The following is a 15,530-nucleotide window of genomic DNA, read 5'->3' as shown; positions in this document are numbered from 1 at the left end:
ATGGATCTATCTACAATGACGCTGGAGCAAAAAATCGGCCAAATGTTCATCTGCGGATTTCATTCGTTGGTACCGGACGACCAGATCAAGAAGCTGATTCAGGAGCACCATTTGGGGGGAGTCATCTATTTTCGCCGGAATATCGGCGACCCCGAGCAGGTAGCGAACCTTTCGGCTTCGCTGCAAAAGCTTTCCGCGGATCAAGGGAACCTGCCCTTGTGGATCGCCATCGACCAGGAAGGCGGCATGGTGGCGCGGATCGACCATAAGAGAGTGAGCCGGATTCCCGGCAACATGGCGCTGGGAGCCACGGGCAACCCCGATTACAGCTATGAGGTATCGCGGGTCAGCGCCGAGGAACTGCTTCAGCTTGGCATCAACATGAACTTTGCCCCGTGCCTCGACGTCAACAACAATGCCCGCAATCCGGTCATCGGCGTCCGGTCCTTCGGGGAAGATCCGGAGCGGGTCGCCGAACACGGGGTGGCCGTCATCAAGGCGTTTCAGGAAAAGGGGCTGTCCGCAGCCGCCAAGCATTTTCCGGGGCACGGGGACACCAACGTCGACAGCCATATGGGACTGGCAACGGTTGAGCATGATTTGGACCGTTTGCAGCAGGTTGAGCTGAAGCCGTTCATCGAAGCGATCCGAGCAGGGGTCGACGTGATCATGACCGCCCACGTCATTTTCCCGGCCATCGAACCGGAGCGAATCCCGGCCACGTTGTCCAGATCGGTGCTGACCGGACTGCTGCGCGAGGATTTGGCCTACGACGGCATTATCGTGACCGATTGCCTGGAAATGCATGCGATCGCCAAATTTTTCGGCATCGGGGAAGGAGCGGTCAAAGCGATCGAGGCCGGAGCGGACGTCGTGCTCGTCAGCCATACGCTGAACGATCAGATCGAAGCGATCGAAGCCATCAAACATGCCGTGCGGACGGGAAGAATCAGCGAAAAAACGATCGACGCCGCCGTGACGCGCATTTTGGCGCTCAAAAACAAACGGCTGGCCGGCCTGAAAACTTCGGATGCGCCCGCACCGGCGGTATTTGTCGAGAGACACGAAAAACCCGAAGTGGACCGCCTTTTAAAGGAAATTTCCCTGAAGAGCGTAACGCTCGTCAAAGATCGCGGGCAGCTGCCGCTTCAAGCCGAAGCGCCGGTACTGGTCATTTGGCCCGAATTGCGGTCCGAGACGCAGGTCGACGAGCCATGGACGGAGTTCGTCACCCTTGGGGACGCATTATCCAGCCATCTGGAGCAAGTTCAGGAAATCGTCGTCAGCGCCGAGCCGGATGAGCAGGAGATCGAACGGGCCCTTTCCGCCGCGGCGGGCTTCAGCCAAGTGGTTCTGGTGACGTATACGGCGGGAAGCGCGCTGCCCGAAGGGCAACGCCTGCTGGCCGAGAAGCTGATGGAGCAGAAACATGACAAGCTGGTGGCCGCTTCCACCCGGAATCCGTATGATCTGAACGAAATTCCGTCCATGCCGGCTTATCTGTGCTGCTACGAAAACACGCCTTATTTCATGGAAGCGCTGGCGTCCGTGTTGGCGGGAAAAAGCAAAGCCGAAGGCAAACTTCCGGTCAGCCTGGATTTGCAGGGCGCTCACTAAAGCAACCGACAATACTTTAATAGTAGTCATGGACATGATTGACGGAGGGTTCCTTCATTCCGGGAATCTTCCGTTTCGTTTTTTGGGAACCCTGCGTCTTGTATTGTTTTTAACAAGTTGAGCAGGATATTTTTGCGGAAAATTGGCCATAAAACGAGAATTGTCCTATTTGAAAGATAAGCCGTTTGACATTTTTCTTATTTTGCTTGAAAACGGTTAGAAACTTTTTAACGGAAACTGCGTCTAATACTATGTCTGTTTGAGGGCGAGATAGAAAAATGGGAGTGTAAAGGAGTCTCTGTACATGAATTTCAAGAAACTGACAATGATTGCTGTGTTAGCTGCGGCGCAAACGGCGCTTGTCGTTCCGGCCGCCGGCGCGGAAGGAGCGGGCACAGGTTCAATCGAAACGGTTCAAAACTTCACCATGAATGCAGCTGACGGCGCGTCTGGCGTCCAGCAGGACGGCGGCCAAGCAGCAGGAATGGCAAGCAATTCCCTCAGCGGGGATCAGAAAAACGAAGTTGCAGGAAAAGAACAAGCAGTAACGGAAGGAACAACAAACCAGGCAACAACAAATCAAGGAACGACAAACCAGGGTACGACAAACCAAGGGGCAACCGGCCAGAGCACGCCGGGCACGACGAACGGAACTCCGGCGGATAACTCCGGCAAAACGGAAGATGCCCAAACAGGCAATGTTCAACCAGGGGATGCCCAAACCGATCCGGCGTCGCAGAACGGAAGCAAGAATGCTTCGGACCCGACCGGAGAGCAGGGTGACGATAAATCGACCGGTGACGTGAACGGCCAAACCGGAACCGTAACGGATCAAGGCCAATCCGGGGGAACTCCGGTAACGTTCTCCGATCCGCTGCAAGCAGGTCCCGATCAGCTGATTCTGATGATGAACAGCAACAAAATGTACCAGAACGGAAAGCTGTATCTTGCAGGCCAACCGATGGCCGTCAAAAACGGGGTTTCCTACGTGGCCATCCGGGCTATGGTAGAGCGTGCAGGACTTAAGCTTACATACGACAACAAAACAAAAGAAACGATTATCATGAAAGACGGGAAGGAACTCCGCTTCAAAACGAACAGCAACGTGTATCGCGTTGACGGCGTTCCTACGAATATGAAAGGCCCGGCGTATCAGCAAAAAAACGTGTTTATGGTTCCGTTGACCTCCATTACTCAAGCGCTGAACATTCCATATACGGTCGATCAGCCGAATAAGAGAGTCATTTTGACGTTGTCCTCGAAGCCGGTTGCCGCGTTTACCGTATCGCCTAAGGATATTTTCGCGGGAGAAACGACGGTGACGTACACGACCCAAACGAAAGTTGCGGACGGACGGGAAATCGTGGATGAACGTTGGGAAGGCAAGGAGGACGTATTCCAGGAGCCGGGTCAACACACGATTACGCACTACGTGCAAGACTCGAGCGGACAATGGAGCGAACCTTACACGGTTACCGTCAACGTCCTGAAGCCGAACGAACCGCCGGTCGCCAACTTTACGACCGATAAAGAAGAATATAAGATGGGCGAAAAAGTAACGATCACCGATCTGAGCACCGATGACGAGGATGCGATCGTAAGCCGCGAGTGGCTGAACGGCCGCAAGGCATTTTTTACGCCGGGTCCGGTGACCATCCGCTTGATCGTGACCGACAAACATGGCGCGACCAGCGAGTTCCAGAAAACGATCAACATTACGAACGAAACGCTGTATACCGAAGATCAGTTCAACAAGCTGTTTACGGACGTAGGGGACAAATTTACGTTTGACGGCTCCCAAGTTCCGTCATGGAAAAACCTGCAGTACCAGATTTCCTCGGAAGCGTCGACCCTGATCCGCAGCAACAGTCCGGAAACCGTATATCAGGAAGGAATCCTGTATCGCGAAACCGGCCTTGGCGCTACCCGTTTCATGATTCACCACGTCAATTCGACCGGTAAAAACATGAAGCTGTACGTGATCGCGACCAACACCTATACGGATGCGCCTGCGCAATTGACGTTTGAGAATTTCGGCATGGGCGGTCCTAACCCGTATCCGACGTTGACCGGCAAGGTTTCGACGGAGCGTTATTTCCAAACGATGCAAAACCAATCGGCCCGTCAGGTCGTCACCCTGGCGCCGGGCGAAAGCAAGGTCATCATGCCGGACATCAGCAAAATCAAAATGAAGCAAGGGGATACCATTTCCGTGCTTTCCGATGCATTCAGCGATCTTCCGATCCAGTACACGTTCATCATGATCGACGAAAACAAGGATCCGCTGAAAACACTGCCGTTTTTGACGAACCTGGAGCGGGACGTTCATAACCGCGGAACCTATCCGGACTCCACCCGTTTGATCCGGTATGACGATGTTGTCGGCGATACTCCGTCCCGTCTGGTGCTCGGGGATGACAATCAGGATCCAAACCTGAGAGGTCTGGATGGCATCTATGGAACGGAAGCCTCGAACGCGGGCAACTTCGGCGTCTTGTATAAAATCACGTTAAGCCGGGTAGCTCCGCATACGTTGATCACGCTGAATCCGCGCGGAGGTTTGTACACGGGCGTGGTGCTGGTGAACGGCCAGCCTGTACAGGTTGCCAAAAACGTGTCCGTCAATGCGCCGCATGAAGCCAGCGTATTGTACCGCACGGGTAACGGCGAAGAAAACGTGGAAATTTGGTATACCGCTGCCTCGGGCAGCAACCTGCCGATCAACTTGCTGTTTACGCCGCTGCCTGAAGTCAAAACGCCTTAAGGCGTATAGTTGGTCAATTCAACGAAATCCGATCATTTCAGATGAAACCGAAAACTGCCTTTATATCCGATGATATAGAGGCAGTTTTTGCAATCAAGGGGATCGTGTATCCCTAACCTAAACAGGATCGATTTAAGCGTCGATATGGATCAGAGGAACGGGGGAAGACGTATGAAACGGTTGATCGTTATGTCCGGCGTTTTGGCCATTGCTTTTTTGTTAACGGCGGCGGCCGTACGTGCCGACGAACACGGTTCAGGGAACCGGAAAATCCCGGGAGAAGAAGTCGCATCCGTTAAGCTGGTGGGCGGAAAACCCGGGGATGAACTGCGGGGAACGATTTGGACGAAGGATGACCCGATCATCGCCCAAATGACGGGGTGGCTTCAAGCAGCCGAACCTGTCCCGGGTCAAACGGAATATGGGCGGCACGGTTACCCGATGGCTGCCGAGCTTACGACCGAACATCAACAAAAGATGAGGGTTGAGCCGGCGTATGATTGCGTTTCGGTTACGAATCCGGACGGCAGCGGCATGAAGACCTGCACGCCGGCGGAAAACGAAATCGTCGTCAGCCGCGGCCAAGAAAAACAAAGGGTCATTTCCCCGGAAATGTACGAATGGCTGCTTGCCGGATATCAATACGAACATCGCGCCGCCGAATAGATAAAATCCCCAAGGTCATTTTTGAAAATTCACAAAAAAGCCTTCCCGTCATGTAATGGGAAGGCTTTCGTGCATTTAAAAAGGTTGCTTTTTAAGAAATCGTAGCCGGATCATTCAAGGCTGAAGGCGATTTAGCCTTATGAGCTTCGGCTTCGCCACAGCAAATAAATGAAAAACGGAGCGCCCACCGCCGAAGTGAAAACGCCGACCGGAATGTCGAGCGGGGGGACAAGGTTCCGGGCCAGCAAATCGGCGAGAACGACGATCAAGGCCCCGCATAAGGCGCTTGCCGGAAGCAGCGAGCCGTAGGAAGATCCGATCAGTTTCCGGGCGATATGCGGCGACAGCAGCGCAACAAAGCCGATGGCCCCGCCGACGGAAATGCCTGCCCCCGCCAAACCAACCGCAATAAAGATGAGCATCGTCCGGTCTTTTTCGACGCTGCTCCCCGCGCCGGCCGCAAGGTCGTCGCCAAGCTGGAGCATGTTGATGCGGCGGGATAACGCCAGGCTTAACAGGCCTAACACGATAAACCACGGCAGCAGCATGTTGACGTGCTTCCAGGAGCTGCCGTATACGCTGCCCAGCAGCCAGTTAAAAGCTTTTTGCGCGACGTCAGTCGGGCCGGTCACCAGAAGCATGGTCGACAGCGACGAAGCGACGGCCCCGATTCCGACCCCGACAAGCACCAGCATCAAAGGGTTGACTCCTTTTTTCCACGACAGGAAATAAATGAGCAGGGTCGTCAAGGTCGCTCCGATGAAGGCTGCCGGAGGCAGCCAAAAGATGCTTGCCGAAGGAACCAGGGTAATGATGGCCGTTGCCGCAAGCGAAGCGCCGCTGGTTACCCCCATGACGTCCGGGGAAGCGAGCGGATTGCGGATCAACCCCTGCGTGATGGCGCCGGACATGGCCAGGCATGCTCCGACCATGGCTCCGACCAACACCCGCGGCAGGCGCAGCTTCTGCACGACCACGACGTCCAATGCATTGCCTTGTCCGAAAATGCCCTGCACGACGGCCCAAGGGTTTACGTATTTCGTGCCAAAGCCGATGCTTACGATGACGGCAAGCAATAGCAAAACGGCGAGGCTGGTCAAGACGGTTATTTGTTTTCGGCTGGTCAGAAAGGAAATCCGGCTGCCCCTCATCCGAATGGCGATCGGTTCTTTGGATTTATCGGAACGGCTCATTTTTTTAACAGCCCCTTTCTGGCAGCGTGAATAAAGAAAGGAACGCCGATGATGGCAGTCATGACGCCGATCGGGATTTCCCGAGGCATGGCGATGAAACGTGCCGCGATGTCGGCGAGAAGCAATAAGATGCCGCCCATCGCCGCGCTGTACGGAATCAGCCAGCGGATGTCCTTGCCGACGACGGTTCGCGCGATGTGGGGGATGACGAGACCGAGAAAACCGATCGGGCCGGCCACGGCAACGGAGCTGCCTGCCAGGACAACGATCAGCACGCCCATCGTAAGCTTGAGCAGCGCGGTTTTTTGCCCAAGGCTTTTGGCGACGTCGTCGCCCAGCATCAGCGTGTTGACCGAAGAGCTGATCAGGATGGAAACCACCCATGCAGCAAGCATATACGGAAGCAGGCGAAGCAATATATCCAGGCTTCTGCCTTCGACCGATCCGGACATCCAGAAGAGGACCTCTTCCATCGCGCGCCCGCTAATGATGAGCATGCCGTTGGTCATGGAACTGCAAAACGCGGTGATGGCCGCGCCGGCCAGCGTAATTTTCAGCGGCGTGAGCCCTTGCCGCCCGGCGGAGCCGAGCACGAAAACGAACAGGCAGCTGACGCCCGCGCCCATGAAGGCGATCCAAGTAAAAGAAGTGAGCGAGCTGACCCCAAAAAGCACGAAAGAAGCGACCACGAACAGGGAAGCTCCCGCATTGATGCCGAAAATGCCCGAGTCGGCCAGCGGGTTTTTGGTCAAGGATTGCAGCAGCACCCCGCAAATGCCGAGGCTGCCTCCGACAAACGCCGCGATCAACGCCCTGGGCACCCGGACTTCGCGCACGATCAGATGCTCCGTGCTTCCGTTGTAGGACGTGAATGCCTCCCATACTTGACGCCAAGCGGTGGCATGGACGCCGAACAGGATGCTGGCCGCGACGCAGAGCAGCAGGAGGATGATCCCGGCGACCAATCCGATCCATTTATATGTAGTTTTTTGCAGCCAAACCGTCTGCAAGGCAGATCCCTCATTCCTATCAGGCAAATAAACAACATCTAAAAGTGTAAGGGGAGGGATGAAACTTGTCAATGAATATCATTCTCATTTGAGGCAGGCAATGAAAGGGGATTCGCATACGGAAGTCCGATGTTTTCTCTCCGTTGTTGACAAGCCAAAGCGTTATCGATTAGGATAAGATTCGATACTGATAATCATTATCAGAGAATTCGAAGGGGAGACATAGATCATATGAAAAAGTGGAACGGAATCATACTTATGCTTCTGGCAGCGGTACTCGTTTTGTCCGCCTGCGGCAGCGGCAGCGGAAATACCGCGGGCACGGGAAGCGAAAGCGGAAATAAAGAGGCGGAGCAAAGCACGGACAATGCGAAACGCACCGTCGAGACGATCATGGGCAAGGTCGAAGTGCCGGCTCACCCGCAGCGTGTCGTCGTTCTGACCAACGAAGGCACCGAAGCCCTTTTGTCGCTTGGGATCAAACCCGTCGGAGCCGTTAAATCCTGGACCGGGGATCCATGGTATCCGCATATCAAGGACCAGATGCAGGGCGTAGAAAACCTGGGCGAAGAAGGCCAGCCGAACGTGGAGGCCATCGCCGCATTGAAGCCGGACCTCATTCTGGGCACGAAAATGCGCCAGGAAAAAATCTATGACCAGCTGTCCGCGATCGCGCCGACCGTCTTCTCCGAGACGCTGCGCGGCGAGTGGAAGGAAAACTTCAAGCTGTGGGCGGATGCCGTCAATATGAAGGACAAAGGCGACGAAGTCCTGGCCGCATACGACAAGCACGTGGCCGACCTGAAGGCGGAACTCGGCGACAAGCTGAAAACGAAAGTGTCCATGGTCCGTTTTATGCCGGGCAAAGCCCGTATTTATTACAGCGACACGTTCTCGGGAATCATCCTGAATGAGCTTGGGTTCGCCCGTCCGAAAGCCCAGGAAAAACAAGGTTTCGCCGACGACGTAGGCAAAGAGCGCATCCCGGAAATGGACGGCGACATTCTGTTCTATTTCACGTATGAAACCGGCGACGGCAAAGGAAGCGAAATGGAAAAAGAATGGACCAACGATAATCTGTGGAAAAACCTCGATGTCGTGAAAAAGGGCAATGCCCATAAAGTCGACGACGTCATCTGGAACACGGCAGGCGGCGTTCTCGCGGCAAACCTGATGCTGGATCAGCTGAAAACTTATTTCGTAAAATAAAGAAAAAAACATTCAGAAAGTCGACAAAAAGAGGCTTTCCCGAAGAGCAAGCCGCAGCTTGCCGCGGGGGAGCTTCTTTTTTTTGTTGCGGGACGGATCCTGCTTCAAACGTTCTTGCTTGGGCAGCGGAAGCAGGTGCTTCGATTGACTGTCATGCCGTTTTGAGGCATTATTAAAAGTATTAACATGCCGCAAAATTCGATCGATTTTGAGGAAAGCGGCAAAAGCGAAGACAATGCTTTTTGCGTTGATCTCGACGGGAGGATGAGCGTAATGCTTTCGACGGACCAGATCATTAACGCCATGTCGGAACAGGGACTGCGCATTACCGACCAGCGGAAGACGCTCGCCGGATTGTTTGGCGAACATGCGGGGTATTTGTCGGCCAAGGACGTTTATGAGTATATGTGCAAAAAATATAGCGGTTTAAGCTTTGATACGGTATACCGGAACCTCAGGGTCATGCAGGAGCTTGGCGTCCTGGAGCAGGTCGTCTTTGAAGACGGCATCAAATTCAAGGCCAGCTGCAGCGAGGATCACCATCATCACCACATGATCTGCCTGCAGTGCCAGCGGACGTATCCGATCCATTTCTGCCCCGTGCAATTTACGGATGCTCCCGAACAATTTCAAGTCGTGACGCATAAATTCGAAGTGTTCGGATATTGTAAGGACTGCCAGCATGCCGTGCCGGACGAGGCGGGCTCCGGTGCCTCCAAAACCGCCGGAGGGCGATAAGATGGGCATTTCCCGGAAAGCGGTTCAAGGCCCGATCCGGTTCTACCGCAAATTCATTTCGCCGCTCAAGCCGCCGACCTGCAGGTTTTATCCGACCTGCTCGGCTTACGCCTTGGAAGCGATCGAAGTGCACGGGGCCTTAAAAGGCTCCTGGCTGGCGGCCAAACGGATCGCCAAATGCCAGCCGTTTCACCCCGGTGGACTGGATCCGGTCCCGCCGCGCAAGGAAAAAGGCGGCAATCACGGGAGCAGCGCCGGACGCCTCACTTGACTTTGGCAGGTTCGGTTCAGTATATTAAGGAATATATGGCATTTCCGACGAACGGATGAGTAAGAAAATGTCCGCTTAGCTCAGAGAGCCGGGGGAGCTGCAAACCGGTCTAGGCGATTTTCCGAAGATGGTCCCGGAGGAACTGCTTTCGAGCGGAGCGGACGTTGACGTCCGGCTGCGTAAGGATGCGGCGTGTTCCAGCGTTAATGGATGGTCACTGGCGGCTGCCGGGAACCGATGGAGCCTGTCTTCCGGGAGGAAGCGGGGAAATTGGGTGGTAACACGTGAGAGAACTCTCGTCCCATAGCGGGGCGGGATTTTTTTGTTTTACAGGGATTTTGCGAAATCCAAAAAGCGACTTTGCCAAATCCTGATTCAGGAAAATATCAGTATGTGGAGGATGACAAACCTATGTCCGAAAAAAAGACGTTTTATTTGACGACGCCGATCTATTACCCGAGCGACAAGCTGCATATCGGCCATGCCTACACGACGGTGGCCGGCGATGCCATGGTCCGTTACAAAAAGCTTCGCGGCTATGACGTGCGTTATTTGACGGGAACCGACGAGCACGGGCAAAAAATCGAACGCAAAGCAGCCGAAGCGGGCAAAACGCCGCAGCAGTTCGTCGACGATATCGTGGCGGGCATCAAGGAGCTGTGGAAAAAACTCGACATCTCCAACGACGATTTTATCCGCACGACCGAACCGCGCCATACGAAAGTCGTGCAGGAAGTGTTTGAACGCCTGCTTGCGCAAGGCGACATCTACAAAGGCGAATACGAAGGCTGGTATTGCACGCCGGACGAGTCCTTTTTCCTGGAAAGACAGCTCGTGGACGGCAAATGTCCGGACTGCGGACGTCCCGTGGAGCGCGTAAAAGAGGAAAGCTACTTCTTCCGCATGAGCAAATACGTCGATCGTCTGCTTCAGTACTACGAAGAGCATCCGGATTTCATTCAGCCGGTTTCCCGCAAAAACGAAATGATCAACAATTTCATCAAGCCGGGTCTTGAAGATTTGGCCGTTTCCCGGACGACCTACGAATGGGGCGTCAAAGTCAAAAGCGATCCGAAGCATGTCGTTTACGTATGGATCGATGCCCTGCTGAACTATGTCACGGCGCTCGGCTACGGCTCGGAGGATACGTCGTTGTTCGATAAATATTGGCCTGCGGACGTCCATCTCATGAGCAAGGAGATCGTCCGTTTCCATACGATTTATTGGCCGATCATTTTGATGGCGCTGGATCTGCCGCTGCCGAAAAAAGTGTTTGCGCACGGCTGGCTTTTGATGAAGGACGGCAAAATGTCGAAATCCAAAGGCAACGTCGTGGACCCGGTGACGCTCATCGACCGCTACGGCCTGGACACGCTGCGTTATTACCTGCTTCGCGAAGTGCCGTTTGGCGCGGACGGAACCTTTACGCCCGAAAGTTTTGTGGAACGCGTCAATTCCGATTTGGCGAACGACCTCGGCAACCTGCTGAACCGTACCGTTGCGATGGTCGACAAATATTTCGACGGGCGGGTGCCTGAGTACAAATCCGGCGTCACCGCATTCGACGGCGAGCTTGAAGATGCAGCAAAAGCCGTATATCAAAAGGTCGAAGAAGCCATGGAAAACATGGAGTTTAGCGTCGCTTTGACGGCGATCAGCCAGTTCATCAGCCGCAGCAACAAATACATCGACGAAACCCAGCCTTGGGCGCTCGCAAAAGACGAAAGCAAACGCGGCGAATTGGCTTCGGTCATGACGCATTTGGTCGAAAGCCTGCGCATTGCCTCGATTCTGCTGCAGCCGTTCCTGACCCAGGCGCCGCGCAAAATTTGGGAGCAGCTGGGCATTCAAGAAGGCGAACTGACCGCGTGGGACAGCGGAAAAACATTCGGTTTGATTCCGGCCGGCACGCAGCTGGTCAAAGGCAATCCGATCTTCCCGCGGCTGGATGCGGAGCAGGAAATCGCCTATATTAAGGAAGCGATGACCGGCGGCGCGCCTGCCGCAAGCGAAGCGGAAACGGCTAAAGCCGAAACGCCGGCCGCGGCGGAAGCGCCGGAGCTCAAAGAAGAGATCGGCATCGAGGACTTCGCCAAAGTCGAGCTGCGCGTCGCGCAGGTCATCGCCGCCGAACCCGTCAAAAAAGCCGACAAATTGCTGAAGCTCCAGCTCGACCTTGGCTTCGAACAACGCCAGGTCGTTTCCGGCATCGCCAAATTTTATAAGCCGGATGAGCTGGTCGGACGGAAGGTCATCTGCGTGACGAACCTGAAGCCGGTCAAGCTGCGGGGCGAGCTGTCGCAAGGCATGATTTTGGCGGCCTCCCAAGGCGACCAACTGACCTTGGCCACCGTGCCTGACGGCATGCCGAACGGAGCCGTAGTCAAGTAATCGGCCCCAAACGGTCTGAACAAGAGTATATCTAGGGAATAATAAGACGGAGTACCTTTGCAGCCATAAGGTATTCCGTCTTTTTTTGCCTGGGTGTTGACAAGTTTTCAAAGCCCATTCTATAATTTGTTAGTAAAAATTACGATTAAGGAAGGTTTTAGTCAGGTGAAAAAAACATGGAGGCTTAGAAGCGGGGCGGTCGGGCTGATCGTGCTGATCGTCATGCTGGCGGCAGGCTGCGGTCCGCAGAGCCAAGGGAAAATCGTTGAAGGCAAGGTCAATGTGGTGACTACCTTTTACCCGATATACGAATTTGCGAAAGCGATCGGCGGCGAAGACGCCAACGTCATCAATTTGCTGCCGGCGGGCGTCGAACCCCATGATTGGACGCCGCGAAGCCAGGACATCGTCAATACGTCGAAAGCGCAGCTGTTTTTTTATAACGGCGCCGGACTGGAAGGATGGGTTCCGCAGTTTTTGAAGGGGCTGAACCGGGACAGCCAGGTGAAGGCTTACGAGGTCAGCCGGGGCATCAAGCTGATCGAAGCAAACGAAGAGGACGAGCATGAACACGAGCATCAGGAAGGCGCAGGGCACAGCCATCAGCATCATGTCGATCCGCACACGTGGGTAAGCCCGAAATCGGCGCTGATCATGGCGGAAAACATGAAAAACAGTTATATTGAAGCCGATCCGGCCCACAAGGATGCTTATAACGAACGTTATTTGAATTTGAAGAAACGTCTTGAAGAATTGGATCGTGAATTCGCCTCCCAGCTCGGCAAGATGCCGCGCAAGGAGATCGTCGTGTCCCACGAGGCTTTCGGTTATCTGGCGCGGGATTACGGTTTGACGCAGCATGCCATTATGGGCCTTTCTCCCGATGCGGAGCCGCGTTCGCGGGATTTGCTGGAGCTGTCGAACCTCGTGAAGGAAGAAGGAATCCATTATATCTTTTTCGAAGAGCTCGTTTCCGATAAACTGGCCAAAACGCTGGCTTCCGAAACGGGGGCGGAAGTGCTCGTGCTGAACCCGGTCGAAGGTTTGACCGAAGATCAGCTGAAGCGCGGCGACGATTATTTTTCGCTCATGCGCAATAATTTGGCGAATCTGATTTTGGCGCTGCAGGAATAGGAGATTCCGGCAGCGATTCCTATGAGAAAGGTGGAGATCCACTATGTTTACGCCGAACCTCGAAGATTGCCATCAGCCCGTGGTGGAACTGGAGCATGTTTCTTTTTCCTACCGGGGCCAGCAGGTCATCTCCGATTTAAGTTTTTCAGCCAAAGAACGGGATTTCGTCGGCATTATCGGGTCCAACGGCGCGGGCAAATCGACGCTGCTCCGGATGATCGTCGGGCTTTTGCCTGCGGGGGACGGGCAGATCCGGCTGTTCGGCCAGCCGATCCGCAAGTTCAAGGACTGGGAGCGGATCGGTTACGTTCCGCAAAAAAACGCGTTTAATCCTTTATTCCCGGCCACGGTGCGCGAGGTCGTGATGTCGGGCTTGTACAATAACAAAACGCTGTTTAGAAGAGTCGGCAAAAGCCAGCAGCAAAGATGCGACGACGCGATGGAGGTCATGGGCATCGAATCGATCGCCGGCAAAAAGATCGGGGAGCTGTCCGGAGGCCAGCAGCAGCGCGCCTTTCTGGCAAGGGCGATGATCAATCGTCCGGATTTGCTCATTTTGGATGAGCCTACCGTCGGCATCGACGCCAAAACCCAGGCCGACTTTTTCGAGCTCGTCACGCATATGCACCAGCATCACCACATGACGTTCCTGATGGTTTCGCATGATATGGGGATGGTCGAAAGTTACCTGGGCCAAGAGCCCAAACAGCAGAACGGCAGCATCAATTTTTACGTCCGGCATTCCCATGATATTCAAAATTGCGAGGTTCCGGATTTGCAGCATTCGTTGTCTTGACCCGGAGCCGAAAGCAATTTGCGAGAAGGAGTCGTTTGAATGGTTATCGATATTATGCTAAGTGATTTTTTTCAGCGGGCGCTTGCCGGGGGGATCTTGATCGGCATTACCGCTCCGCTGATCGGGATATTTTTGGTGCTGCGCAGGTTATCCATGATCGGTGATACGCTTGCGCACGTCACGATTGCCGGGGTGGCGCTCGGTTTTTTGATCGAGGTGTACCCGCTTGGCGCAGGCCTTGTCTTTGCGGTTGTCGCGTCGTTTGCGATCGAAAAGCTCCGGAAAGCTTATAAAAGCTACGCCGAGCTGTCCATTGCCATCATCATGTCCGGCGGCGTCGCGCTGGCTTCTTTGTTTTTTACGCTCGGTATGGGTTACAATACAGATGTGATGAGTTATTTGTTCGGAAGCATTTATACCTTGGATACGCAGGATTTATACGTGGTCGGTGCCGTTACGGTGGTCGTGGTCGCGGTGGTCGCCCTGTTTTTCAAAGAGTTTTTCCTGCTCAGCTTCGAGGAGGACGCCGCAAGCGTCAATGGGCTGCCGGTGCGTTTGCTTAACATGCTGATCACGGTTTTGACCGCGCTCGTCATCAGCACGGCCATCAAAATCGTCGGGGCGCTGCTCGTGTCGGCTTTGCTGACGATACCGGTCGCCATCAGCCTGCTGATCGCGCGCAGCTTCAAATCCTCCGTCATCTTATCCGTGGTCATTTCCGAAATCGCCGTCATTATCGGGCTCGTCATCGCCGGCATTTGGAATTTGGCGCCTGGGGCCACCATCGTGCTCCTGCTGATTCTGCTTCTCGTGTTAACCATGGCCGGCAAAAAAGGACTTTCGGTTTAACCTAGATTAGGGGGTACGGCCTTGTCGAACTTGAATATCGGTATCGCGTTTTTGGCGGGACTGGCTTCTTTCATTTCTCCTTGCTGTCTGCCGCTATATCCGTCCTATTTGTCTTATATTACGGGCATGTCGGTGCAGCAGCTTAAAACGGAGCAAAACAAAAGGGAAGTCCGGTTCCGGACGATGACGCATACGCTCGCATTTATTTTGGGTTTTTCGGTAGTGTTTTACACCCTTGGGGTGAGTGCAGGTTTTTTAGGCAGCTTTTTTTACAACAATCGGGATCTGATACGCCAGCTTTCCGCCATTTTGATCATTTTGATGGGACTTTTCCTTATCGGTATCTTTCAGCCGAAGTTTTTGATGCGGGACTATAAAATGGATCTGAAATTCAAGCCTGCCGGATACATAGGTTCCTTTATTTTCGGCATCGGGTTTTCCGCCGGATGGTCGCCTTGCGTCGGACCGATTTTAACTGCAATTATTGGGCTTGCCGCAACTCAGCCAGGTTCGTGGTTTTCGCTGATTACGGCTTATTCGCTCGGGTTTGCGATCCCGTTTTTCGTGCTTGCGTTTTTTATCGGGTCGACCCGCTGGATCGTAAAATATTCCGGCATCATGATGAAAATCGGCGGCGCGTTGATGCTGCTGATGGGCGTGCTGCTGTTTACGAACCAGATGACCAAAATCACGATTTGGCTGCAGGCGATCACGCCGGAATGGATGAAATTCTAGCCGAACCATCGTTCGAAGCGGAGGGAAAAACAATACGCTCTGTGCCGAAACCGGCGCAGGGCGTCTTTGTTGTTCCTTCGGGCAATCGGGCATCAAACAGCGCCTGCGGTCAAACGCTTCAGAAGCTTCCTGCAGCCGTTTTTTCAGAGATCATACC

The 15,530-nt window shown here is 54.1% G+C and carries 13 protein-coding genes; 11 read left to right on the top strand and 2 right to left on the bottom strand.

All coding sequences use genetic code 11. The annotated features are described in order from the left end of the window. The 3 genes from nagZ (at position 1) to KI367_RS00980 (ending at position 5,047) form a co-directional block, all read left to right on the top strand. A complete protein-coding gene (gene nagZ, locus KI367_RS00990; RefSeq protein ID WP_212946967.1) occupies positions 1 to 1,617 on the top strand; it encodes a beta-N-acetylhexosaminidase in 1,617 nt (538 codons plus the stop codon). Positions 1,618 to 1,921: 304 nt separating this feature from the next. Then, positions 1,922 to 4,381, top strand: a complete 2,460-nt coding sequence (locus KI367_RS00985; RefSeq protein ID WP_212946965.1) for a stalk domain-containing protein — start codon at positions 1,922 to 1,924, stop codon at positions 4,379 to 4,381. Positions 4,382 to 4,552: 171 nt separating this feature from the next. Continuing rightward, positions 4,553 to 5,047, top strand: a complete 495-nt coding sequence (locus KI367_RS00980) for a hypothetical protein (protein ID WP_212946960.1) — start codon at positions 4,553 to 4,555, stop codon at positions 5,045 to 5,047. 137 nt (positions 5,048 to 5,184) lie between these two features. Here the strand turns inward: KI367_RS00980 and KI367_RS00975 are convergent, their stop codons facing one another. Next, complete coding sequence (locus tag KI367_RS00975) at positions 5,185 to 6,240, bottom strand: FecCD family ABC transporter permease (RefSeq protein WP_212946958.1); 1,056 nt, start codon at positions 6,238 to 6,240, stop codon at positions 5,185 to 5,187. Next, positions 6,237 to 7,250, bottom strand: a complete 1,014-nt coding sequence (locus tag KI367_RS00970) for a FecCD family ABC transporter permease (protein WP_052146841.1) — start codon at positions 7,248 to 7,250, stop codon at positions 6,237 to 6,239. Before KI367_RS00970 ends, KI367_RS00975 begins: the two co-directional genes overlap by 4 nt. 231 nt (positions 7,251 to 7,481) lie before the next feature. On the opposite strand from KI367_RS00970, the gene KI367_RS00965 reads away from it, so the two are divergent. The 8 genes from KI367_RS00965 to KI367_RS00930 all read left to right on the top strand — a co-directional run bounded on the left by KI367_RS00965 (position 7,482) and on the right by KI367_RS00930 (position 15,373). Beyond that, positions 7,482 to 8,459 (top strand): ABC transporter substrate-binding protein, encoded by a 978-nt coding sequence (locus tag KI367_RS00965; protein ID WP_212946956.1) that lies wholly within the window; start codon positions 7,482 to 7,484, stop codon positions 8,457 to 8,459. A gap of 273 nt (positions 8,460 to 8,732) precedes the next feature. Further along, positions 8,733 to 9,197, top strand: a complete 465-nt coding sequence (locus tag KI367_RS00960; RefSeq protein ID WP_036715689.1) for a Fur family transcriptional regulator — start codon at positions 8,733 to 8,735, stop codon at positions 9,195 to 9,197. A gap of 1 nt (position 9,198) precedes the next feature. Further along, entirely contained in the window at positions 9,199 to 9,468 is a 270-nt protein-coding gene (gene yidD / locus KI367_RS00955) for a membrane protein insertion efficiency factor YidD (RefSeq protein WP_036715687.1), read from the top strand. 411 nt (positions 9,469 to 9,879) lie between these two features. Further along, the gene (metG, locus tag KI367_RS00950; protein WP_212946954.1) at positions 9,880 to 11,859 is read left to right on the top strand and encodes a methionine--tRNA ligase; all 1,980 of its coding nucleotides are present in this window, start codon (positions 9,880 to 9,882) and stop codon (positions 11,857 to 11,859) included. A gap of 222 nt (positions 11,860 to 12,081) precedes the next feature. Continuing rightward, on the top strand, positions 12,082 to 12,993 hold the full coding sequence (locus KI367_RS00945) for a metal ABC transporter substrate-binding protein (RefSeq protein WP_212947429.1): 912 nt from the start codon (positions 12,082 to 12,084) through the stop codon (positions 12,991 to 12,993). Positions 12,994 to 13,036: 43 nt separating this feature from the next. Then, a complete protein-coding gene (locus KI367_RS00940; protein ID WP_212946952.1) occupies positions 13,037 to 13,789 on the top strand; it encodes a metal ABC transporter ATP-binding protein in 753 nt (250 codons plus the stop codon). A gap of 39 nt (positions 13,790 to 13,828) precedes the next feature. Continuing rightward, a complete protein-coding gene (locus tag KI367_RS00935) occupies positions 13,829 to 14,638 on the top strand; it encodes a metal ABC transporter permease (protein ID WP_081992869.1) in 810 nt (269 codons plus the stop codon). Between the two features lie 21 nt (positions 14,639 to 14,659). Beyond that, positions 14,660 to 15,373: a cytochrome c biogenesis CcdA family protein gene (locus KI367_RS00930; RefSeq protein ID WP_212946951.1), complete on the top strand. Its 714-nt coding sequence runs from the start codon at positions 14,660 to 14,662 to the stop codon at positions 15,371 to 15,373. Positions 15,374 to 15,530 lie beyond the last annotated feature (157 nt).

Source organism: Paenibacillus cookii (assembly GCF_018333375.1).
Lineage (GTDB): Bacteria > Bacillota > Bacilli > Paenibacillales > Paenibacillaceae > Paenibacillus_AQ > Paenibacillus_AQ cookii.
This window is presented reverse-complemented; position numbering and strand designations above follow the sequence as displayed.

Coding starts and splice junctions, on each gene's coding strand:
- nagZ (WP_212946967.1), top strand. CDS start 1: ATGGATCTATCTACAATGACGCTGGAGCAAAAAATCGGCCAAATGTTC.
- KI367_RS00985 (WP_212946965.1), top strand. CDS start 1,922: ATGAATTTCAAGAAACTGACAATGATTGCTGTGTTAGCTGCGGCGCAA.
- KI367_RS00980 (WP_212946960.1), top strand. CDS start 4,553: ATGAAACGGTTGATCGTTATGTCCGGCGTTTTGGCCATTGCTTTTTTG.
- KI367_RS00975 (WP_212946958.1), bottom strand. CDS start 6,240: ATGAGCCGTTCCGATAAATCCAAAGAACCGATCGCCATTCGGATGAGG.
- KI367_RS00965 (WP_212946956.1), top strand. CDS start 7,482: ATGAAAAAGTGGAACGGAATCATACTTATGCTTCTGGCAGCGGTACTC.
- KI367_RS00960 (WP_036715689.1), top strand. CDS start 8,733: ATGCTTTCGACGGACCAGATCATTAACGCCATGTCGGAACAGGGACTG.
- yidD (WP_036715687.1), top strand. CDS start 9,199: ATGGGCATTTCCCGGAAAGCGGTTCAAGGCCCGATCCGGTTCTACCGC.
- metG (WP_212946954.1), top strand. CDS start 9,880: ATGTCCGAAAAAAAGACGTTTTATTTGACGACGCCGATCTATTACCCG.
- KI367_RS00945 (WP_212947429.1), top strand. CDS start 12,082: ATGCTGGCGGCAGGCTGCGGTCCGCAGAGCCAAGGGAAAATCGTTGAA.
- KI367_RS00940 (WP_212946952.1), top strand. CDS start 13,037: ATGTTTACGCCGAACCTCGAAGATTGCCATCAGCCCGTGGTGGAACTG.
- KI367_RS00935 (WP_081992869.1), top strand. CDS start 13,829: ATGGTTATCGATATTATGCTAAGTGATTTTTTTCAGCGGGCGCTTGCC.